The organism is Lentzea sp. NPDC102401, assembly GCF_044765805.1.
Lineage (GTDB): Bacteria > Actinomycetota > Actinomycetes > Mycobacteriales > Pseudonocardiaceae > Lentzea > Lentzea sokolovensis.
Genome location: NZ_JBIWKS010000021.1, coordinates 82,292 through 104,405, shown reverse-complemented (window position 1 = coordinate 104,405; position 22,114 = coordinate 82,292). Strand labels below are relative to the sequence as shown.

At 68.1% G+C, this 22,114-nt stretch carries 16 protein-coding genes; 9 read left to right on the top strand and 7 right to left on the bottom strand.

The window, feature by feature from the left end; all coding sequences use genetic code 11:
* The first annotated feature begins 58 nt into the window (after positions 1 to 58).
* The 3 genes from ACIRG5_RS45145 to secA2 all read left to right on the top strand — a co-directional run bounded on the left by ACIRG5_RS45145 (position 59) and on the right by secA2 (position 6,675).
* Positions 59 to 2,983 carry a carboxyl transferase domain-containing protein gene (locus ACIRG5_RS45145; protein ID WP_402917060.1) on the top strand — a complete coding sequence of 975 codons (2,925 nt, stop codon included), beginning with the start codon at positions 59 to 61 and terminating at the stop codon, positions 2,981 to 2,983.
* Positions 2,984 to 2,992: 9 nt separating this feature from the next.
* Complete coding sequence (locus tag ACIRG5_RS45140) at positions 2,993 to 4,294, top strand: MFS transporter (RefSeq protein ID WP_402917058.1); 1,302 nt, start codon at positions 2,993 to 2,995, stop codon at positions 4,292 to 4,294.
* A 95-nt stretch (positions 4,295 to 4,389) separates the two neighbouring features.
* Complete coding sequence (gene secA2 / locus ACIRG5_RS45135; protein ID WP_402917056.1) at positions 4,390 to 6,675, top strand: accessory Sec system translocase SecA2; 2,286 nt, start codon at positions 4,390 to 4,392, stop codon at positions 6,673 to 6,675.
* 3 nt (positions 6,676 to 6,678) lie between these two features.
* Here the strand turns inward: secA2 and ACIRG5_RS45130 are convergent, their stop codons facing one another.
* Genes ACIRG5_RS45130 through ACIRG5_RS45115 form a run of 4 tightly spaced genes read right to left on the bottom strand, consistent with a single transcriptional unit; the run spans position 6,679 to position 11,556 of the window.
* Positions 6,679 to 6,942 (bottom strand): hypothetical protein, encoded by a 264-nt coding sequence (locus ACIRG5_RS45130; protein ID WP_330278198.1) that lies wholly within the window; start codon positions 6,940 to 6,942, stop codon positions 6,679 to 6,681.
* A 44-nt stretch (positions 6,943 to 6,986) separates the two neighbouring features.
* The gene (locus tag ACIRG5_RS45125) at positions 6,987 to 8,099 is read right to left on the bottom strand and encodes an aromatic ring-hydroxylating dioxygenase subunit alpha (protein ID WP_402917054.1); all 1,113 of its coding nucleotides are present in this window, start codon (positions 8,097 to 8,099) and stop codon (positions 6,987 to 6,989) included.
* Positions 8,096 to 9,193 (bottom strand): N-methyl-L-tryptophan oxidase, encoded by a 1,098-nt coding sequence (gene solA / locus ACIRG5_RS45120; RefSeq protein WP_402917052.1) that lies wholly within the window; start codon positions 9,191 to 9,193, stop codon positions 8,096 to 8,098. Before solA ends, ACIRG5_RS45125 begins: the two co-directional genes overlap by 4 nt.
* Positions 9,190 to 11,556: an FAD-dependent oxidoreductase gene (locus ACIRG5_RS45115; protein WP_402917051.1), complete on the bottom strand. Its 2,367-nt coding sequence runs from the start codon at positions 11,554 to 11,556 to the stop codon at positions 9,190 to 9,192. Before ACIRG5_RS45115 ends, solA begins: the two co-directional genes overlap by 4 nt.
* Before the next feature lie 117 nt (positions 11,557 to 11,673).
* Between ACIRG5_RS45115 and ACIRG5_RS45110 the strand changes: the two genes are divergently transcribed.
* Positions 11,674 to 12,525, top strand: a complete 852-nt coding sequence (locus ACIRG5_RS45110; protein ID WP_402917049.1) for a hypothetical protein — start codon at positions 11,674 to 11,676, stop codon at positions 12,523 to 12,525.
* Here ACIRG5_RS45110 and ACIRG5_RS45105 read toward each other — a convergent pair.
* A complete protein-coding gene (locus tag ACIRG5_RS45105; RefSeq protein WP_402917047.1) occupies positions 12,510 to 13,280 on the bottom strand; it encodes an IclR family transcriptional regulator in 771 nt (256 codons plus the stop codon). The two genes, ACIRG5_RS45110 and ACIRG5_RS45105, sit on opposite strands and share 16 nt — an antisense overlap.
* Before the next feature lie 119 nt (positions 13,281 to 13,399).
* On the opposite strand from ACIRG5_RS45105, the gene ACIRG5_RS45100 reads away from it, so the two are divergent.
* The 5 genes from ACIRG5_RS45100 (at position 13,400) to ACIRG5_RS45080 (ending at position 19,289) form a co-directional block, all read left to right on the top strand.
* Positions 13,400 to 13,720, top strand: a complete 321-nt coding sequence (locus ACIRG5_RS45100; protein ID WP_402917045.1) for a bifunctional 3-phenylpropionate/cinnamic acid dioxygenase ferredoxin subunit — start codon at positions 13,400 to 13,402, stop codon at positions 13,718 to 13,720.
* The gene (locus ACIRG5_RS45095; RefSeq protein ID WP_402917043.1) at positions 13,717 to 14,820 is read left to right on the top strand and encodes an NAD(P)/FAD-dependent oxidoreductase; all 1,104 of its coding nucleotides are present in this window, start codon (positions 13,717 to 13,719) and stop codon (positions 14,818 to 14,820) included. Before ACIRG5_RS45100 ends, ACIRG5_RS45095 begins: the two co-directional genes overlap by 4 nt.
* Positions 14,821 to 14,904: 84 nt before the next feature.
* Positions 14,905 to 16,347 carry an aldehyde dehydrogenase family protein gene (locus ACIRG5_RS45090; RefSeq protein ID WP_402917041.1) on the top strand — a complete coding sequence of 481 codons (1,443 nt, stop codon included), beginning with the start codon at positions 14,905 to 14,907 and terminating at the stop codon, positions 16,345 to 16,347.
* Positions 16,344 to 17,813, top strand: coding sequence for a GMC family oxidoreductase (locus tag ACIRG5_RS45085; protein WP_402917039.1), 1,470 nt, complete (start codon positions 16,344 to 16,346; stop codon positions 17,811 to 17,813). The genes ACIRG5_RS45090 and ACIRG5_RS45085 overlap by 4 nt, the downstream gene beginning before the upstream one ends.
* Positions 17,814 to 19,289: an APC family permease gene (locus ACIRG5_RS45080; protein ID WP_402917037.1), complete on the top strand. Its 1,476-nt coding sequence runs from the start codon at positions 17,814 to 17,816 to the stop codon at positions 19,287 to 19,289. It begins immediately after the preceding gene.
* Here ACIRG5_RS45080 and ACIRG5_RS45075 read toward each other — a convergent pair.
* Positions 19,269 to 20,816: a helix-turn-helix domain-containing protein gene (locus ACIRG5_RS45075; protein ID WP_402917035.1), complete on the bottom strand. Its 1,548-nt coding sequence runs from the start codon at positions 20,814 to 20,816 to the stop codon at positions 19,269 to 19,271. The two genes, ACIRG5_RS45080 and ACIRG5_RS45075, sit on opposite strands and share 21 nt — an antisense overlap.
* Positions 20,813 to 22,105 carry an MFS transporter gene (locus ACIRG5_RS45070; RefSeq protein ID WP_402917033.1) on the bottom strand — a complete coding sequence of 431 codons (1,293 nt, stop codon included), beginning with the start codon at positions 22,103 to 22,105 and terminating at the stop codon, positions 20,813 to 20,815. The genes ACIRG5_RS45075 and ACIRG5_RS45070 overlap by 4 nt, the downstream gene beginning before the upstream one ends.
* Positions 22,106 to 22,114 lie beyond the last annotated feature (9 nt).

The window sequence follows — 22,114 nt, the reverse complement described above, 5'->3', positions numbered from 1 at the left end:
CTTCAGATGGCAACATGCGACCGCCGTCACATACTAAGCGGTCGCTCAGGAGGTTGTCTTGCTGCTCGTCGCCAACCGGGGTGAGGTCGCCGTGCGTGTCCTACGCGCGGCAGCTGACCTGGGGATACGCACTGTGGCGGTGTACGCGGAGGACGACGCTTCCTCGCTCCACGTGACCCTCGCGGACCGTGCCGTGGCACTGCACGGGCCCTCGCCGTACCTGGATGCGGATCAGCTCCTGGACGCGGCCGACGGGTGTGTCGCTGTGCATCCGGGGTGGGGATTCCTGTCGGAGAACGCCGCGTTCGCTCGGGCGTGTTCGGAGCGCGGACTGGCGTTCGTCGGGCCGTCCGCTGACGTTCTGGAACTGCTCGGTGACAAACGGCGAGCACGGGAGCTGGCCTCCTCGCTGGGGATCCCGGTGCTGGACGCGCTGCCCGGCGAGTTCCCGGTGATGGTGAAGGCGGTCGCCGGCGGTGGCGGCAAGGGCATGCGGGCGGTGTACTCCGCCGAGGAGTTGGATGCCGCGGTCGAGGCGTGCCAGGCGGAGGCACTGGCGGCGTTCGGGGTCGGGGACGTCTACTTCGAACGGTTGATGCCCTCCGCGCGGCACATCGAGGTGCAGCTCGTCGGGACGTCGGTGATCGGCGACCGCGACTGCTCGGTGCAGCTACGGCACCAGAAGGTCGTGGAGATCGCGCCCGCTCCCCTGCTGGACCCGTTGCTGCGCAAGGCACTGCACGAGGCTGCTGTCGCTCTGGCTGTCGCGGCGGGCTACACGGGTGTCGGCACCGTCGAGTTCCTGGTGTCCGGGGACTCGTTCGCGTTCCTGGAGGTCAACCCGCGGCTGCAGGTCGAGCACACCGTCACCGAGATGGTGTCCGGAGTGGACCTCGTGCGCACCCAGCTGTTGCTCGCCTGGGGCGGCGACGTGGACTTCACGCCTCGCGACCGCGGTGCGGCCGTGCAGGTGCGGCTGAACCAGACCTCGGGCGGTGTGCTGACGTCGTTCGGGCTGCCGGCCGGACCGGGCGTCCGCGTCGACACGCACGGGTACGTCGGCTACCGGGTCGGGACGCGCTACGACGGGTTGCTGGCGAAGCTCGTGGTGCACGGCGAGGACCTGGACGTGGCGCTGAACCGGGCGCGGCGGGCGTTGGGCGAGTTCCGGGTGGAGGGGGTCTCGACGAACCTGGAGTTCCTCCGCTCGTTGCTCGCGCGCGACATCGTCGGCGCTCCTACCGACTTCGTGGTCGAGGAGCCCGTTTCGGGCATGCGGGCTCCGTTGGCGGGCACGGTGGTGGCTGTTTCGGCGGACTCCGTGGTGCTGGAAGCGATGAAGATGCAGCACGTCGTGCGGGTGTCCGGCGACGTGCTGGTGTCGGTGGGCGACACCGTGTCCGAGGGCCAGGTGCTGGCTTCCGGCGTGGGCGAGTCCACTGAGGACGTCGCCGAGGTGGATCTGGAGTCGGTTCGGCCGGATCTGGCCGAGGTGCTGGCGCGTCACGACTTCGACCGCCCTGAGGCCGCCTCTCGGCGACACGCCCGGGGTGGCCGGACCGCGCGGGAGAACATCGCGGACCTGTGCACGTCGTTCGTCGAATACGGCGGACTCGCGATCGCCGCCCAACGCCAGCGCCGGTCGCTAGAAGACCTGATCGAACGCACGCCCGCCGACGGTCTTGTGGCAGGCATCGGCGTGGTCAACGGCGCACGGGTCGTGGCGATGTCCTACGACTACGCGGTGCTCGCCGGCACCCAAGGCCTGCGCAACCACCAGAAGAAGGACCGGCTGTTCGCACTGGCGCAGCAGGAGAACCTGCCGGTGGTGCTGTTCGCCGAGGGTGGCGGAGGACGTCCCGGCGACACCGACCACAGCATGGTCAGCGGACTCGACTGCGGCTCGTTCCACGCGTTCGCGCAGCTCAGCGGCCAGGTGCCGTTGATCGGCGTGGTGGCGGGCCGGTGTTTCGCGGGCAACGCGGTGCTGCTCGGCACGTGCGACGTGATCATCGCGGTCGAGGGCGCGAACATCGGCATGGGCGGGCCGGCGATGATCGAGGGCGGCGGCCTCGGCGCGTTCCGCCCGGAGGACATCGGCCCGTTGGACGTGCAGGTGCCCAACGGCGTCGTGGACATCGCGGTGGGGTCCGAAGAAGAAGCCGTGGCCGTGGCGAAGAAGTACCTCTCGTACTTCCAGGGCACGTCGGCCGATTGGTCCTGCGCGGACCAGCGCCTCCTCCGCCACGCCGTCCCCGAGAACCGCCTGCGCGCCTACGACATCCGCGCCCTCATCACCACCCTCGCCGACACCGACTCGGTCCTCGAACTCCGCAGCGGCTTCGGCAAGGCCATCGTCACCGCCTTCATCCGCGTCGAAGGCCGCCCGATCGCCCTGATCGCCAACGACCCCAAGATCCTCGGCGGCGCCATCGACGCCGACGCCGCCGACAAGTGCGCCCGCTTCCTCCAACTCGCCGACGCGTTCGACATCCCGGTCGTCTCCCTGTGCGACACCCCGGGGTTCATGGTCGGTCCCGACGCCGAACGCACCGCCACCGTCCGCCATCTCACCCGCATGGTCGTGACGGGCGCCAACCTCACCGTCCCCTTTGGACTCGTGATCCTCCGCAAGGCCTACGGTCTCGGCGCCCAGGCCATGGCGGCGGGCAGCCTCAAGGTCCCGCAGTTCGCGATCTCCTGGCCCACCGGCGAGTTCGGCCCGATGGGGCTCGAAGGCGCCATCAAACTCGGCTTCAAGAAAGAGCTCGAGGCGATCGCAGACCCTGACGAGCGCAAGCAGCGCTACGACCAGATGGTCGCGATGGCCTACGAGCACGGCAAAGCCCTCAACGTCGCCTCGGTCTTCGAGATCGACGACGTGATCGACCCGGCCGAGACCCGCCGCTGGATCACCACGGCGCTGGCCCCCGCAACTTCCCGTTCTCAAGGGAAGAAACGCCCGTTCATCGACACGTGGTGAGGAGAATCCGTGGTCAGCGTCGCCCCTGCGGAACAGAAGACCTTACGCCGGCTCATGGCAGCCGGACTCGTCGGTTCGAGTCTTGAGTGGTACGACTTCTTCATCTACGCGACCGCCGCGGCACTGGTTTTTCCGAAGCTGTTCTTCCCGGAGGCATCGCCGATCGTGGCGCTGCTCCTGTCGTTCAGCACGTTCTGGGCGGGCTTCGTCGCGCGCCCGCTCGGCGGCCTGGTCTTCGGCCACGTCGGCGACAGGGTCGGCCGCAAACCGGCCCTCGTCATCTGCCTCGGACTGATGGCGGCGGCCACGTTCCTCATCGGTCTGCTGCCCACCACGGCGTCCATCGGCGTCGGCGCGCCCCTGCTGCTGGTGCTGCTGCGGTTCCTGCAGGGCATCGCGGTCGGCGGTCAGTGGGGCGGCGTGGTCCTGCTGCTGACCGAGACGGCGGGCCCGCGCAAGCGCGGCTTCGCGGGCACGTTCGGTCAGGCCGGCGTCCCGATCGGTGTGCTGCTGGGCAACGTCGCCTTCATCAGCGCCACGACGTCCCTCTCACCGGAGGCGTTCGCGTCGTGGGGCTGGCGCGTGCCGTTCCTGGCGTCGGCACTGCTGTTCCCGGTAGTGCTGTTCATCCAGCTGAAGGTCGAGGACAGCCCGGTGTTCCGCGAGCTGAAGGAACGCCGTGCGACCGAGCCAGCCGTCGCCGCCGCCCCGCTGACGGAGGTCCTGCGCACCCACCGCAAGCCGATCCTGCTCGGCGCGGGCCTGATGTTCGCCTCCAACGCGATCTTCTACGTGTCGATCGCGGGCGTCCTGTCCTACGCGACCACCACGCTCGGCCTCGCCCGCGAGTCCGTGCTGATCGTCAGCCTGCTGTCGTCCATCGTGAGCATCCCGGTCATCCTCTGGGCCGGCCACGCCTCGGACCGCCTCGGGCGCCGTCCGCTGATCATCGCGGGCACCGTCGGCATGATCGTGTGGGCGTTCCCGTACTTCCTGCTCGTGGACACCGGCTCGCTGGTGTTGATGTTCGTCGCGTCCACGGTCGGAGGCATCGCGTCCTCTCTCGTGTACGGCCCCATCGCCGCCTACCTGGGTGAACTGTTCGAGCCGCACGTGCGGTACTCGGGTGCCTCTCTCGCGTACCAGCTGGCGTCGATCCTGGTCAGCGGCGGCACACCGTTCGTCATGACGGCACTGCTGGGCGCGACCGGGACTTCGATGTCCGTGTCGGCGTTCCTGCTGCTCATGGGCCTGTGCACGCTGGTGTCGGTGATCAAGCTGCCGGAGACGCACCAGCCGGAACGGGCCTGATCAGAGGCTGTGAAGGCCCGATCTAAGAGACAAATCGGGCCTTCACAGTCAAGACCTCTGCGGAACCTCCGGCCGATGCCGTACGTTGGCGCGTCGTGACCACTCTCATGGCGCGCTTCAAGCAGCGGATGCGCAGGTTCGCGCAGAAACCGGGGTCCGTCGACCTCGCCCCGTTCCAGGCCCTGCTCTCGGACGTGGACAAACACGCCGAGACGTTCAAGGCCTTCAGCGACGAGGAGCTGGCGGCACACGCCGAGAAGCTGCGCGAGGAGAGCACGGACACCGAGCTCGTGGCGCTGACCCGGGAGGCCGCCGAGCGCGCCATCGGGCAGCGGCCGTTCGACGTGCAGGTGCTGGGTGCGCTGGGGATGCTGAGCGGCCTCGTCGTCGAGATGGCCACCGGTGAGGGCAAGACGCTCGCGGGCGCCATGGCCGCGGCCGGGTTCGCGATCAAGGGCAAGCGCGTCCACGTGGTCAGCGTCAACGACTACCTCGCCCAGCGCGACGCGGAGTGGATGGGGCCGCTGTACGGGCTGCTCGGCGTCACCGTGGGCTGGATCAACGGCAGCTCGAAGGCCGAGGAGCGCCGCGAGGCCTACCAGTGCGAGATCACGTACGCGCCGGTCAGCGAGATCGGGTTCGACATCCTGCGCGACCGGATCGTCACGAGCCCCGACGACCTGATCGTGCCGGAGCCCGAGGTCGCGCTCATCGACGAGGCCGACTCGGTGCTCGTCGACGAGGCGCGCGTGCCGCTGGTGCTGGCCGGCTCCACCAGCGCGGAGGCGGCCGACCCCGTCATCGCGGACCTGGTGAAGCGGCTGCGGCAGGAGCTGCACTACGAGATCGACGACGAGGAGCGCAACGTCTTCCTCACGGGTGCGGGGTCCGAGGCCGTCGAGCGCGCGCTCGGCGAGATCGACCTGTACTCGCAGGAGCACGTCACCTCCACGCTGTCGAAGGTGAACGTCGCGCTGCACGCGCAGGTGCTGCTGCACCGCGACGTCGACTACATCGTGCGTGACGGCAAGGTGCACCTGATCAACGACACGCGGGGCCGTGTCGCGAAGCTGCAGCGGTGGCCGGACGGCCTGCAGGCCGCGGTCGAGGCCAAGGAGAACGTGCAGACGACCGAGTCGGGCGAGATCCTCGACTCGATGACGGTACAGGCGCTGCTGTCGCGCTACCCGACGCGCTGCGGCATGACCGGTACCGCCGTCGCCGTCGCCGAGACGCTGCGGGAGTTCTACGAGCTCGAGGTGCTCGTGATCCCGCCGAACAAGGAGAACATCCGCGAGGACGAGCACTTCCGCCTCTACGCGACGCTGGAGCAGAAGGAAGACGCGATCGTCGAGGAGATCAAGACCGCCCACGAGAGCGGGCGCCCGATCCTCGTCGGCACGCTGGACGTCGCCGAGTCGGAGCGGATCTCCTCGAAGCTGCGCGCCGCAGGCATCGAGTGCGTGGTGCTCAACGCGAAGAACGACGCCGAGGAGGCGTCGATCATCGCGGACGCCGGTTCGTACCAGCGCATCACGGTCTCCACGCAGATGGCCGGTCGCGGTACGGACATCCGCCTGGGTGGTCACGAGGGCGAGGACCACGACCGGATCGCCGAACTGGGCGGCCTGTACGTGATCGGTTCGGGACGCCACTCGTCGTCGCGCCTGGACGACCAGCTGCGCGGCCGCGCCGGACGTCAGGGCGACCCCGGCGGCTCGGTGTTCTTCTCGTCCATGCAGGACGACCTGATCACCCAGTACGCGCCGGACGCCGAGGATCCGTCCGAAGTGGACAACGACGGCCGGGTGCACGACAAGGGCCTGCTGCACACCTTCGAGCACGCGCAGCGCGTGGCCGAGGGCGTGAACCTGGAGATCCACCGCAACACGTGGCGCTACAACAAGCTGATCGAGCACCAGCGCGACCTGCTGCTCAAGCACCGCGACGTGGTGCTGCGCACGGACGCGGCGTTCGAGAAGCTCGGCGAGAAGGAAGGCGCTCCGGACGACATCGCCGCCGACGCCGCCCGCAAGATCACGCTGTTCTTCCTCGACGACCTGTGGACGCACCACCTGACGTTCCTGTCGGACCTGCGCGAGGGCATCCACCTGCGCGCGCTGGCCCGGCAGAACCCGCTGGACGAGTTCCACCGCGAGGCCATCCCGGCGTTCAACAAGATCGTGCCGGAGTCCTGGGAGCTCACCAGGGAGAAGTACGAGGCGGCCAAGATCACCGACGACGGCTACGACCTCGCCGACGCCGGAGTCAAGCGCCCGAGCTCGACGTGGACCTACCTGGTGCACGACAACCCGTTCGGCTCCGGACTGGAGGAGACGATGAAGGGTCTCGTGAAGATGGTGCGCGGCCAGCGCCGCTGACAGTCAGATCTTCCCCGGGACGACGAGGTCGTCCGCGGGTCTGGCGGGCCGGGGCAACGCCTCGGCCCGTCTGGCTGTTCTGGGCGTGGTCATCTCGTCGGTGAGTTTCCTGATCTCCGCGAGGATGTCCAGGTGCTCCTGCGACGGCGGTGGCCCAACGAGGTTGGACCGGTTGTGCGCCGTCCGTTGCGCGCGCTCGGCCAGAAGCCGGATGCGGCGCAGGTGTTCGTGCTCCCCGTCCGGGAGCAAGAAGTCCGTCTGCTCCATCACCCGTGCCAGCTTTCGCCGTGCACGGGTGAGCAGTCGATCCCCTAGTCGGCTGATTCCAGTTTCTGGACGAGCCACGCGTGGAATCCGCCGATGTGGTGCTCTGAGGGCACCAGCACTCCGCCCTGCGCGTAGGCGCGTGAGGCCATCGCGGGCTGGCATCGCTCGCAGGCTTCGAAGTCCTGCTCGTTCACCCGGTGGAACAGCTCGACCGAGCGAGAGACGTCACGGCCGGTGTCGACGACTTCCTTGGCGTAGAGCCAATCGCACTCGACGATCGTCCGGTCCGCCGCCAGCGGGTACATCCGGTGCAGGATCACGTGGTCCGGCACGAGGTTGATGAACACCTGCGGTTTGATGGTGATGGCGTAATACTTCCTGTCGCGTTCCTCTTCCAGCGCCGAGAGTTTCTCGAATCCCTCGCTGCCGTCGACGGTGAAACCCCTGATCTCGTCACCGAACTCGGCGCCGTGCCCGACGTAGTACTGCGCCGCGTAGCCGTCGGCGAACTCGGGCAGCACCTCGGTGAGCTCGGGGTGGATCGTCGCGCAGTGGTAGCACTCCATGAAGTTCTCGATGATGAGCTTCCAGTTGGCCTTGACGTCGTAGACGATTCGTTTGCCCACGGACAACTGGTCGATCTCGTACCCGTCGATGCCCTCCAGCGAGCCCAGGCGTTCGGTGACGGCACTCAGGACGTCGTCCTCGAAGCTCGGCGGGTCCTCGGCGAGGTTCACCCACACGTAGCCGAGCCATTCGCGCAGATGCACCTTCGTCAGTCCGTACGCAACGCGGTCGACGTCCGGCATTGAGGTGAGATTGGGTGCGGCGATCAGGTTGCCGTCCAACGCGTACGTCCAGGCGTGGTAAGGGCACTGGAACGCCCGTTTGACGCTCCCGGCCTCGTCGACGCAGATACGCGCGCCGCGGTGCCTGCAGACGTTCAGGAACGCGTTGAGGCCGCCTTTGCGGTCACGCGCGATGAGCACGCTCTCCCGCCCGACCTGCACCGTGCGGAAGTCGCCGGCGTTCGGCAGATCGCCCGACTTCACCGCGCAGAACCACATCTTCTCGAAGATGGCCGCCTGTTCCCGCGCGAAGATCGCGGGATCGGTGTAGTAGCGGCCCTCAAGGGTGGAGATCAGGCTGCCGGTCATTCTCTGCCTCTCAGGCGAGCAGGGTCGAAAAGGCCGATCGGGTGCCGCGTGGCCCCGTCGATCACGAGGTCGACGAGGATCTCGCCGACGACGGGCACGAACTTGAAGCCGTGCCCCGAGAAGCCGCACGCCACGGTCACGTCGCGCTCGCGGGCGATGACGAAGTGCCGGTCGGCGGTGTTGGTGTACATGCAGGTCGCGGCGCGCTGGAAGGTGCCGGCGAGGCCGGGCATCGGTGGCCTGGTCGCGGCGGCCATCGCCTCGACCTCGTGGGCGTGCACCGTGCGGTCGATGTTCTCGGGCGTGCAGATCCGCCCGCCGCTGTGGAACGCGACCTTCACCGCGCCGTCGTGCTCGGGGAAGCCGTAGAAGTTCGTGCCGTCCGCGCGGTCCCAGATGTAGATCGGGTGGTCGCGGAAGTCGCCGTCCGGGGTGAAGTAGAACTGCACCTGACGTTCGATCTCAAACGGGATTCCCAGATCCCCCACCAACTCCGGCGCCCACGGGCCGGGACACACGACGACGTGCTCGGCTTCGTACGCCGCACGAGTCGTGGTGACTCCGCCCTCCCCCCAGCTGATCACCGGCTCTTCGAAGTGCAGGTCGGCACCGGCCTGCTGGGCGAGCGCGAGGTGAGCCCGCACGGCCGCTTCCGGCACGACGAAGCCCGCGCCGGGTTCGTACAGCCCGATCTCGTCCGCCGCCGGACGCATCCCGGGGAAGCGCTCGCGGATTTGGGACGCGTCGAGCAGCTCGTGTTTCAGACCGAACTGCTCGACGCTCGCCCGGCTACCCGTGATGGCGCCGCTGGCCGGATCGCCGACGATGACTCCGCCGACGCGGTGGAAGACGTGCTCGCCGCTGTCCCGTTCGATCTGGTCCCACATCTCGTGGGCGCGCAGCAGCAACGGCACGTAGGCGGGGTCCTCGAAGTAGGCCTGCCGCGTGATGCGCGACCCGCCGTGGCTCGACCCGTGCGTGTGCACGGGCGTGAACTTCTCCAGCCCCAGCACCCGTTTCCCGCGCTGGGCGAGCCGGTACGCGGCGGCACTGCCCATGCCGCCGAGCCCGATGACGATGACGTCGTACGTCATCCTCGGAGCCGCTTCATCTCGGGATCGAACAACGGCTCAGGTGCCGGGCGGGCCTTGACCTTCTGGCCGAAGTACTCGATCTCGACCTCGTCGTCGATCTCGCTGGGCAGCCACGCGTAGGCGATGTTGAGGCCCGTCGTGTACCCGTAGGCGGCGCTGGTGACGTAACCGACCGGTTCTCCTTGGTGGAACACGGGTTCGTTGCCCAGCACGACGCTGTGCGGGTCGTCGATCGTGAGGCAGGTGAGCTTCTTGGTCGAGGTCAGGTTGTGCAGCGATCCCTTGCCGAGGAACTCCTTGTCCTGACGCACCGCGAACCCGAGCCCCGCCTCGAACGGGTCGTGCTCGGTCGTCATGTCAGTGCCCCACGACCGGTAGCCCTTCTCCAGGCGCAGGCTGTTGAACGCGCCGCGCCCGGCCGCGATGACCCCGTACCGCTGCCCGGCCTCCCACAGCGTGTCCCACAGCTTCGGGCCCATGTCCGCGGTGGTGTAGAGCTCCCAGCCGAGTTCGCCCACATAGGACAGTCGCAGCGCGGTCACCGGAACGTTCTTGATGAACGCCTTCTGCGCGGTGAAGTACCCCTTCCGCGTGTCCAGGGTGTGCGAGATGTCGTCGACGAGATCGCGGGCCAGCGGCCCCCACAGGCCGATGCAGCACGTTCCGGCCGTGATGTCCTTGACGTACACGTCCTCCGGCGCGTGCCGGGTGAGCCAGTCGAGGTCGAGGTTGCCGTTCGCGCCGACCTGGAACGTCGTCGCGTCGAGGCGCGCGATCGTGAGGTCGCTGCGCACACCGCCCTGTTCGTCCAGCAGCAGCGTGTAGACGACGGCACCGGGCTTGCGGTTGAGGTTGTTGGTCGTCATGTGCTGCAGGAACTCCAGCGCTCCCGGCCCGCTGACCTCCAGTCGTTTCAACGGGGTCATGTCGAACAGCGCGACCCGTTTGCGCGTCACCAACGCCTCGGCACCGCAGATCGGCGACCAGAACCGGCTCGCCCACTCACCCCGTGCGGGCACCTCGGCCACCTCGGGCAGATCGGCGTTGGCCTCGTACCAGTGCGGCCGCTCCCAGCCGGACGCCTCCAGGAAGAACGCGCCGAGCTCCTGCTGCCTGCCGTAGAACGGACTCGTGCGGAGCGGCCGCGGACTTTCCATGGGCTGCAACGGATGCAGCACGTCGTAGACCTCGACGAAGTTCTGGCAGCTGCGTTCCAGCACGTAGTCCGGCGCCAGCTGCACCTGCTCGAACCGGTTGAGGTCGCTCGAGTGCAGGTCCAGCTCGGGCTGCCCGTCGACGATCCACTCGGCCATCGACCGCGCAACCCCGGCGGAGTGCGTGATCCACACCGCCTCCGCGACCCAGAACCCCTTGAGGCCAGGATGTTCGCCCAGCAACGGCATCCCGTCGCTGGTGAACGAGAACAGCCCGTTGAACCCGCGCTCGACCCCTGCCTCGGCCAGCGCGGGAATCAGCTCGACGGCCGCTTCCCACGACGCCTTGAAGTCCTCCTCGGTGAACGGCAGTTCCGAGCCGGTGATGTCCTGGGCGGCGACGGGCATGGGCCGATGCCCGTACGCGCCGATACCCAGCGCCTGGCCGTGCGAGCGGAAGTACAGATCAGCTTCCTGATGCCGCAGGATCGGCTGCCGCGCAAGCGCTTCCGCGTCAGCGTTCACGTTGCCGGTGAACACGTACTGGTGCGCCATCGGCACGAGCGGGACGGTCAGCCCGACCATCTCCCCCAGCACCGGCCCCCACATGCCGGCGCACGACACCACGACGTCGGCCGGGAACACGTCCGACTCGGTCCGCACCCCGGTGACCCGGTCACCCGCGGTCTCGACGGCGACGACCTTCTGCCCGAACTCGAACTTCGCCCCGCGCTCGATCGCCCGCCGCGCCTGGATCTCGGCGGCCTGAACGGGCCTCGCGAGGCCGTCGCTCGGGATCAGGAACCCGCCGAGCAGCTGTTCCCGGTCCAGCAACGGGTGCAGGCGCGCGACCTCGTCGGCGTCGATCAGCCGGCTCCGCACGCCCCACGACGTGGCCCAGCCGTGCCTGCGCGAGAGGTCGGCGAGCCGTTCGGGGCTGGTGGCGATCTCCAGGCCGCCGATCTGGTCGAAGCAGCCCAGAGCGGTGTACTTCTCGACCGTGTAGCGGGCGAAGGCGGTCATGCTGCGGCACGAGTTGGTCTGAAAGACCAGGCCAGGGGCGTGGCTGCTGGACCCGCCGACCGCGAGGCCCGGAGCCTGGTCGAGGACCGTGACGTTGGTGAAGCCTCTGTCGGTGAGCTCGTCGGCCAGCGCGCATCCGACGATCCCCGCCCCCACGAGCACCACGCGAGGCACTTCACCAGGCATCAGGACACCCCTTCGCCGCAGTTGCGAGTGACAGAACTCGTTCCGCTATCTGCAACAAGTTGCGGCCAGCGGGTCCGGCTGTCAATACCGCCGTTCGCGCGATCGAGGAATCCGGGTGTGCGCGAACGGACATGCACCGCACAATCGGGCATGGAGTCGACGACCCTGCACACGATGGCGCGCAGGTACCTGATGAGCCGCAACGGGAAGCTGCACGCCGAGTACGACGCTCTCCCGCACGCCGACCGGAGCCGCTTCGGCAGCTACTCCGAGGAGGAGAAGCGGATCTTCCCCCGGTACAACGTGGTGGCCGCGATACTGCGAGAGGTCGAACGCCTGGACCCCGACGACCTGCCGCCGCCCGCCCGGCTCGCCGCCGCTCTCGCCGCCGCCACGTCGGCGCACTCGGTCTTCACCACCGATCTCGACTCGATCGAGGCGGAGGCGACAGCCGCGGAACGCGACCTGTTCCGCTCGTCGGTCAAGAGCTGGCTGGCCGCGAAGGACCTCGTGGTCGAACCGCTGCCCTACCGGCGCGTGTTCAGCGACGAGGAGGTGGAGGGGTGGCGCCGCAGGCTGGCTGACCGGTGGGGCACGCAGCGGACCATGTGGCATCCGCTGATCACCCAGGACGTGCCGCGGGACGTGCTCGTGGTCGACTCGGCCGCGATGTGGGACGGCAACGGGTTCGAACTGGTCCGCGAGGCCCTCCAGGACGTGGGCCTGCGCCGGGTCGTCGAGATCCGGGAGCACGGCGACCCCGGCTGTCTGCTGGACCTCGACGAGTTCACACCGGCCTACACCGGCGCCGAGGGCATCTGGACCGACGACACGCTCGACTGGATCGCGTACGCCTCGCACGAGTCGACGGTGGCGTTCGGCGGCACGCTCGCCGAACGCCTCCGCACCTCCTGGCCGGACGTCGCCGACTGGACCTGGACCCCCTGGTGGGATCAGCCCGCGAAGTAGCCCAGCTGGGCCGAGAGATCCGCCGCCGCCGACGACATCGTCGTCACGATCTGATCGACCCGTTCCCGCGACAACCGGTACGACGGACCGGAAGCACTCATCGCCGCGACTACCTCGCCGCGATGCCCGCGCACCGGGACGGCCACCGCGTGCAGACCGAGTTCGAGTTCCTCGAAGCACGCCGCGTACCCCTGCGACGCGACCTCCTCCAGTTCCGAGAGCAGTCGTGCGGCATCCACGAGCGTGTTCTCGGTGTAGGCGTCGAGCGGCAACGACGCCAGCCGCTTGCGTTCGTCGTCCGGCAGGTACGCGAGCAGGATCTTGCCGGACGAGGTGGCGTGCAGAGGTGTGCGCTGGCCGATCCAGTTCACGGCTGAGACGGCCGCGGAGCCGCGGGCCTGGGTGATGTTGATGGCGACGCCGGCGTCGTGCACGGCGATGTTGACGGTCTCGCCGAACGTGTCCGCGAGGGTCTGGCAGACGGGCTGGCCGAGCTTGGTGAGGTCCATCCGTCCGGTGGCGGCTCCGGCCAGGCGGACGACCCCGAAACCGATGGCGTATTTGCCTCTTTCACCGAGCTGCTCCACAAGGCCACGCGACTCCAGCACGGAGACGAGTCTGGACACCGTGGACTTGTGCACACCGAGCTCACCAGCGATTTCGGTGATACCGGCCTCACCTTGGGCCAGTAGTTCGAGCACGCTGATGGCTCTGTCCACGGACTGCACCTGAGCTGCCGAGTCGGAGTTGCTCATCGCGCAACAGTAACCGGCAGGCAAAACAACCGGCTGGACTCTTGACGGCGGGTCTCACGAGGCTCACATTGTGTTGCGTCATTCGGAACATGTGCCGCGTCACGCAACGGAGGCCGACGATGATCCGCGCCTGCGCTCTCATGGACCTGCCCCCAGGGGAGGCGGTTCGCATCGTCGGCCCTCATGCGCCGATCGCGGTCTTCAACGCCGAGGGCGCCATCTACGCCATCGACGACACCTGCACCCACCAGGACGCCTCGCTCAGCGAGGGGTGGCTGGAGGGATGCTTCGTGGAGTGCCCTCTGCACGCCGCGAGCTTCGACCTTCGCACCGGCGAGGCGTCTTGTCTGCCCGCCAAAAGACCGGTGAAGACCTATTCCGTCCACGTGAATGATGGAGAGGTCTATGTCGATGTCGAAGTGAACAAGGACGTGGCGTGAAGACGATCGCGATCATCGGCGCCTCACTCGCCGGTTTGAGGTCGGCGCAGGCACTGCGCCAGCAGGGGTTCGACGGACGGCTCGTCATCATCGGCGACGAGATCCATCTGCCCTATGACCGGCCTCCTCTCTCGAAGGACTTCCTCCTCGGCAAGGTCGAGGCGGTGCCTCTCGCGGACCAGGAGGACATCGACGCGCTCAGCGCGGAGTGGCGTCTCGGCGTGCGGGCGACGGGGCTGCTCTCCACCCAGGAGATCGCGCTCAGCGACGACACCACCGTCGAGGCCGACGGCATCGTCATCGCGACGGGCGGCCTGCCGCGCACGATCCCCGGCACGCACGTCCTGCGCACGCTGGACGACGCGATCAAGCTCCGTGAGGCGTTCGGCACCGCGCAGCACATCGGTGTCATCGGCGCCGGGTTCATCGGGGCTGAGATCGCCTCCAGCGCGCGTGCGCTCGGCAAGGACGTCACCGTCGTCGAGGCGCTGCCCACGCCGCTCACGCGCGTGCTGGGGGCCGAGATGGGCACCGCGTGCGGACATCTGCACAGCGACCACGGATCAACGTTGATCACGGGAATCAATGTTGATTCGGTCAACGTTGACGGCGGAATCAACCTCGCGGACGGCCGGATCGTCAACGCCGACGTCGTCGTCGCGGGCATCGGCACGCGCCCCGCGACGGACTGGCTCACCGGTGGGCCGGTCAACCTCGGCAACGGCGTCGTGTGCGACGCGGGCGGCGTGACGAACGTGAAGAACATCGTCGCGGTCGGCGACGTCGCGAACTGCGCGGGGCATCGCGCCGAGCACTGGACGTCGGCGACCGAGCAGGCGCAGATCGCCACCCGCAACCTGCTCGCGGGCGAGACCGTCGCGACGCACACCAACGGCGGCTACGTCTGGTCGGACCAGTACGGCGTGCGGATCCAGTTCATCGGACGGGCGACGGACGACGTTCGAGTGGAAGATGGGTCCATCGAGGACAGGAAGTTCGTCGCGACCTATCGAGACGGTGAGCACCCGGACGACATCGTTGGCATTGTGGCCATGAGCAACGCACGACTTTTCACCCGGCTCCGCAGGAGTCTCAAGTAGGAGACGGTCGTCACGGTTTACGCCCACCGGCGACCGGCTAAACCCCAGTGTCCTTCGTGGACACACGAATCAGGGAGGCAGTCCGTGTCGCCGGTGCGGCAGATCATCAACCCCTTCGACCAGAGCGTCATCACCGAGGTCGAGGAGCAGACCCGCGACCAGGCGATCGCAGCGATCGCCAAGGCACGCCACGCCTTCGACGACGGCGACTGGCAGCACTCCAGCCCCGAACACCGCGCCGCCGTGCTGAACCGCGTCGCGGACCTCCTGGAACGCGACAAGGAGGACATCGCCCGCACCGAGACGCTCGACACCGGCAAGACGCTGGTCGAGAGCCGCATCGACGTGGACGACGTCGCCGCCGTGTTCCGCTACTACGGCAACCTCGCCGGGCTGTTGCACCCGAAGATCGTCCAGGGTGCCCCGGCGGACGTCATCAGCCGCATCGACTACGAACCCGTCGGCGTGTGCGGCCTGATCGCGCCGTGGAACTACCCGCTGCTGCAGGTCTCCTGGAAGATCGCGCCCGCGCTGCTGGCGGGCAACACCCTGGTGGCCAAGCCCAGCGAGATCACTCCACTCACGACGATCAAGTTGTTCGAACTGCTGGCCGAGGCCGGACTGCCGGACGGGGTCGCGAACCTCGTGCTCGGCACCGGTCCCGAGGTCGGCGCTCCGCTGTCGGAGCACCCCGACGTCGACCTGGTCTCGTTCACCGGCAGTCTCGCGACCGGCCAGCGGATCATGGCGTCGGCGGCGAAGACCGTGAAGAAGGTCGCGCTCGAACTCGGCGGCAAGAACCCGAACATCGTCTTCGCGGACGCCGACATCGACGTCGCCGTCGACTACGCGCTCACGGCGGCGTTCTTCCACGCGGGCCAGGTCTGCTCGTCCGGCACGAGGCTCATCGTGCACAGCAGCGTCTACGACGACTTCGTGAACGAGGTCGCGCGCCGGGCGGACCTCATCAAGCTGGGCAACGGTTTCGACGAGGACACCGAGTCCGGGCCGCTCGTCTCCGCCGAGCACCGCGCCAAGGTCGAGAGCTACGTCGAGATCGCGAAGCAGGAGGGCGCGACCCTCAAGGCCGGCGGCAGGCGTCCCGACGAACCCGAGCTGCAGAACGGTTTCTTCTTCCGTCCCACCGTCTACGCGGACTGCACCAGGGACATGAAGCTCGTCCAGGACGAGACGTTCGGCCCGATCATCACGGCCGAGCGCTTCGAGACCGAGGAGGACGCGATCAGGCTCGGCAACGACACCGAGTACGGCCTCGCGGGCGGTGTCTGGAGCCAGGACCTCGACAAGGCGCAGCGCGTCGCGAAGAAGCTCCGGCACGGCACGGTCTGGATCAACGAGTTCGGCCCGTACCTGCCGCAGGCCGAGTGGGGCGGCTTCAAGCGTTCCGGCGTCGGCCGCGAGCTCGGCACCGCGGGCCTGCACGAGTACACCGAGCCCAAGCACGTGTACCAGAACCTCAAGCCTGAAGCCCAGAACTGGTTCGCGCGAAAGGACTCCAGCCAGTGACCGCATATGACTACGTGATCGTCGGCGGCGGAACGGCGGGCTGTGTGCTCGCGGCAAGGCTCACCGAAGACGAGAACGTCACGGTCGCGGTCATCGAGGGCGGTCCCTCCGACGTCGGCGACGAGAAGATCCTGAACCTGCGCAACTGGATCAACCTGCTGGAGACCGAGTACGACTACGACTACCCGACGGTCGAGCAGCCGCGCGGCAACTCGCACATCCGGCACAGCCGCGCGAAGGTGCTCGGCGGGTGTTCCAGCCACAACACGCTGATCTGCTTCAAGCCGCTGCCGCAGGACCTCGACGACTGGGGCCACGGCTGGACGTGGGACGCGGTCGGCCCGTACTACGACAAGGTCCAGCTCAACATCATCCCGGTGGTCGAGAAGGACAGGAACCCGATCGCCAAGGACTTCGTGGCCGCCGCGCGGAAGGCCGTCGACGTCCCGGAGATCGACAACTTCAACGCCGCGCCCTTCGAGGACGGCGTCGGCTTCTTCTCCATCGCCTACCACCCGGAGAAGAACAACCAGCGTTCGTCGGCGTCGACCGCCTACGTGCACCCGATCCTGGACCGCAGGAACCTGACCCTGCTGCTCAACACCTGGGCCGGCCGGATCGAGTTCGACGGCGACCGGGCGATCGGCGTGCACACCGACAAGGGCTACGTCGAGGCGAACAAAGAGGTCCTGCTCTGTGCGGGCGCGATCGACACGCCCCGCCTCATGATGCTCTCGGGCATCGGCGACGCCGAGCACCTGAGCAGCATCGGCATCGAGCCGAAGCACGACCTGCCCGGTGTCGGCGAGAACCTGCTCGACCACCCGGAGTCGGTCATCGTCTGGGAGACCACGAAGCCGTTGCCGGAGAACTCGGTGATGGACTCCGACGCCGGGCTGTTCGTCCGGCGGGACTCCTCCGACCCGCGGCCGGACCTGATGTTCCACTTCTACCAGATCCCGTTCACCACCAACACGGAACGCCTCGGCTACCCGGCGGTGGAGCACGGGGTCTGCATGACGCCGAACATCCCGAGGCCGCACAGCAAGGGCAGGCTGTGGCTGAAGTCCAGTGACCCCATGGAGAAGCCGCAACTCGACTTCGGCTATTTCATGAACCCCGACGGCTACGACGAGCAGACTCTCGTCGACGGCTTCCGGATCGCCCGCCAGATCGCCGAGCAGGAGCCGCTCAAGTCGTGGCTCAAGCGGGAGATCGCACCCGGCCCGGACGTCACGAGCGACGAGGCCCTGTCGGAGTACGGCCGGAAAGCGGCCCACACCGTCTACCACCCGGCGGGCACCTGCGCCATCGGGTCCGTTGTGGACGGTGACCTGAAAGTCATCGGACTCGAAGGCCTCCGGGTCGTCGACGCGTCCGTGTTCCCCACCATGCCCACCGTGAACCCCATGGTCACGGTGCTCATGATTGGAGAACGCGCCGCGGACCTGATCAAGGAGGCGTGAGTGACGGCATCAGCGGAAGACAGGCTCAGGGATCTCGGTTACACCTCGGAGTTCAAACGGGACATGAGTCCCTGGGCGAACTTCTCGCTGGGCTTCACCTACCTCTCCCCCGTGGTCAGCACGTACACGTTGTTCGGCGTCGCCCTCGCCCTGGGCGGCCCGCCGATGATCTGGAGCTTCGTCGTCGCGGGCATCGGCCAGTTCCTGGTCGCGCTCATCTTCGGCGAGCTCGTGGCGCAGTACCCGGTGGCGGGCGGCGTGTACCCCTGGGCACGCCGCCTGTGGGGCAAGCGCTGGGCGTGGATGACCGGCTGGATCTACATGATCGCCCTGCTGGTCACCATCGCGTCCGTCAGTTACGGCGCCGGCCCTTATCTGGCAACGCTTCTCGGCTACACCGCCAACGTCGGCAACACGGTGCTGTGCGCGATCGCGATCATCGTGGTCTCGACGCTCATCAACTACGCGGGCACGAAGGTGCTGTCGTGGGCCGCGATCTTCGGGTTCGCCGCGGAGATCGTCGGGGCGCTCGTGGTCGGCATCTGGCTGCTCGTCGACAACCGCGTCCACGGCCTGGGCGTGCTGTTCGACAGCTTCGGCGCGGGCGGTTCGGGCAGCTACCTGCCGGCGTTCTTCGCGGCGGGCATCATCGGCCTCTACCAGTACTATGGCTTCGAGGCGTGCGGTGACACCGCGGAAGAGGTCAAGGACCCCGGCCGCGTCATCCCGAAGGCCATGCGCCGCACCATCTACATCGGCGGCGCGGCGGCCACGTTCGCGTGCCTGTCGCTGCTGCTGGCGGTGCCGGACTTCGGCAGGGTCATCAGCGGCGAGGACGCGGACCCGGTCACGAACATCCTGACCAACGCGTTCGGCCCGGTCGGCTACAAGATCGTGATCGGTGTCGTGCTGATCTCGTTCCTGTCCTGCACGATGTCGCTGCAGGCGGCCGCGTCGCGCCTGACCTACTCCTACGCCCGCGACAAGATGATCTTCGGGCACAAGGCGCTCGCGAAGTTCAACCCGAAGCGCCACATCCCGCCCTACGCCCTCGCGCTGGCCGGCATCATCCCGGTGGTCATCGTGTTCGCGTCGATGCTGTCCACGAACGCGCTGGACAAGATCGTGTCGTTCGCGACGCTCGGCATCTACCTGGGCTTCCAGATGGTCGTGTTCGCGGCGCTGCGGGCGAGGCTCAAGGGCTGGACGCCGTCCGGCGAGTTCACGCTCGGCCGGTGGGGCCTGATCGTCAACGTCCTGGCGCTCGCGTACGGCGTCGCGGCGATGGTGAACATGGTCTGGCCGCGCACCCCGGACGGCCCCTGGTACGACAACTACGTCGTCATCCTGAGCGGCACGCTCGTGGTCGGCATCGGCCTGGTCTACATGCTGATCGCCAAGCCGTTCGGCCACTCCGACGCGGCGGCGGGCGACGCGGTACCGGTCGCGGAACCGCTAACCCTGCAGGCGAAGTAGGCGCAGGGCGAGCTGCACCTCCAGCACGCGGTCCGGCGACTGCCAGTCGCCGAGCAGCGACGTGACCCGGTCGAGCCGTTGGGTGACCGTGTTGACGTGGAGGTGCAGCTCCGCCTTGGCACGACTCAGGTTCGCGCCGCAGCGGAAGTAGATCTCCAGGGTGTGGACCAGTTCCGTGCCGCGCTCGGAGTCGTAGTCCAGCACCGGGCCGAGCACCGACCGCACGTACCCGGACACGTCCGCGCGATCGCCCAGCAGCACGCCGACGAACCCGAGGTCGTCCATCGTCGCGGCATCCTTCTCCCGGCCCAGCTGCCGCAACGCCTTCAGGCACCGCCGCGCCTCCTCGTAGGCCGCCGCGATGGCCACCGGACCCGCGACCGGCCCGCACGCACCCACGGTCGCGTCCAGCGCCTTCGCCACTTCGTGAGCGATGTCCGTGGAGCGCGACGGCAACGCCAGCACGACGTCCCGGTCACGTGATCCAGCAAGTCCTCTGTGGACTGACGCGTAATGCGTTGCGCCGGAAAGGTTTCCATCCGCGACCAGCACGACGTGCGGATCGGACAGCTCGACACCCACCCGGCGAGCGCGCGCCAGCAGCCCGGCGGCGTCCCTGCCGTCCAGGACGTCGGTGATCAGCTCGCCGCGGACCTTGTTCTCCGCCTCGGCCACGGTTCGGCGCAGCAGCAACAACAACGCCGTCACCACCGCCGACCGCTCGAACAGCCGCCGATCGACGTTCGGCAGGTCCGGGCACCCGGTCAGCGCGATGCCGCCCAGCAGTTCCGAGCCCGCCAGCACCGCGCACACCCAGACGTCGTCGAGCAGCACGGCCCGTCCGTTGGCCCGCACCGCCGGCGTCGGCACGGTGTCGAGCACCTCGACCTGCCCGCCGAGCAACTCCCCCACCGCCGCGGCGACCTCGGCCGAGGAACCGCCGCGCAGCACCAGGTCCGTGAGCCGGTCGTGGGCCTCCTCGGCCCGTTTCATGGCCTCGTTGTGCGACTGGATCGTCGCGAACAACGACGCCGTGTCGATCGCGATGGCCGCGTGGTCGGCCAGTGACTGCAGCAACGCGACTTCCTCGGCCGGGAACTCGCGCGAGGTCCGGTCGGCCGCGTACAGCACGCCGATGACCTTCGAGTCGAGCTTCAGCGGCACGCCCAGGATCGCCGTCAGTCCCTCGTCCCGCACCGCCGAGTCGATCGGCCGGGTGTGGTTGAACCGTGCGTCGGCGAAGTAGTCGGCGGTCGCGTACGGCCGTGCGGTCTGCGCGACGAGCCCGCCCAGGCCTTCGCCGAGGCCGAGGCGGACCTTCTGGAACAACGGGGAGAACGACCCGTCCGTCACCCTCATGTAGGTGCCGGCCGGGTCGTTCATCGACAGGTAGGAGACGTCCGTCCCGAGCAGCGTCCTGGCTCTGCGCACGATCGAGCGGAGAACCGCGTCCGGGTCGCGCATACCCGCGAGCTCGGACGCGGTCTCGAACAACGCCGCCAGTTCGGCCTCACGCCGTCGTGTCACACCCCAACCCTGTCACGATCCTCCAGATCCGCACCACGGGTCTCACGGGACAGAAGGATCGCGACCACCGTGATCACGCACGTGATCACCACGTAGATCGAGATGGGGAACGAGGTGCCGTAGGCCTTCAGCAGCGCCGTCGCGATCAGCGGTGCCAGCGCGCCCGCCGCGATCGACGCCAGCTGGTAGCCGATCGACGCGCCGGAGTACCGCACCCGCGTCCCGAACAGCTCCGAGAAGAACGCCGCCTGCGGCCCGTACATCGCGCCGTGCAGCACGAGTCCGACCGTCGCAGCCACCGTGATCAGCAGCGGGTCCTTGGTGTCGAGCATCGGGAAGAACACGAAGATCCACACACCGATGCCGACCGCGCCCACGAGGTAGATCGACCGCCGCCCGAACCTGTCGGACAGATGGCCCCAGATCGGGATCGCGACCAGGTGCACCGCCGACGCGATCAGCACGGCGTTGAGCCCCACCGACTTCGACAGCCCGAGCCCGGTCGTCAGGTACACCAGGATGAACGCGGTGATCACGTAGTACGACACGTTCTCGGCGAACCGCGCGCCCATCGCGATCAGCACCTCGCGCCAGTTGTGCTTGAGCAGCACGAGCACCGGCGCCTTCTCCCGCACGGGCTCCTTCGCGCGCTTCTCCTGCGCCGCCAGGAAGATCGGCGACTCCGACACCGTCAGCCTGATCCACAGCCCGATCACCACGAGCACACCGGAGAGCAGGAACGGGATGCGCCAGCCCCACGAGAGGAAGTCCGCGTCCGACTGCACAGCCGCGAGGATCGCCAGCACGGCCGTCGCCAGCAGGTTTCCGCACGGCACACCGGCCTGCGGCCAGGACGCCCAGAACCCGCGCCGTTTCGCGTCACCGTGCTCGGAGACGATCAGCACGGCGCCGCCCCACTCACCACCGAGCGCGAAGCCCTGCACGAGTCGCAGCAGTGTGAGCAGGATCGGCGCCAGGATGCCCACCGACGCGTAGGTCGGCAGCACACCCATGAGCATCGTCGCGCCACCCATCAGCAGCAACGACAGCACCAGCAACTTCTTGCGTCCCACCCGGTCACCGAAGTGGCCGAAGACCACGCCGCCCAACGGCCGCGCCAGGAAGCCGATCGCGTACGTCGTGAACGCGAGCAGCGTGCCGTTCAACGGATCCGCGGTCGGGAAGAAGAACTTGTTGAACACCAGGGCGGCTGCCGAGCCGTAGAGGAAGAAGTCGTACCACTCGACAGTTGTTCCGATGAGCGAAGCGCCTACCACTTTTTTGATCATCGACAACTC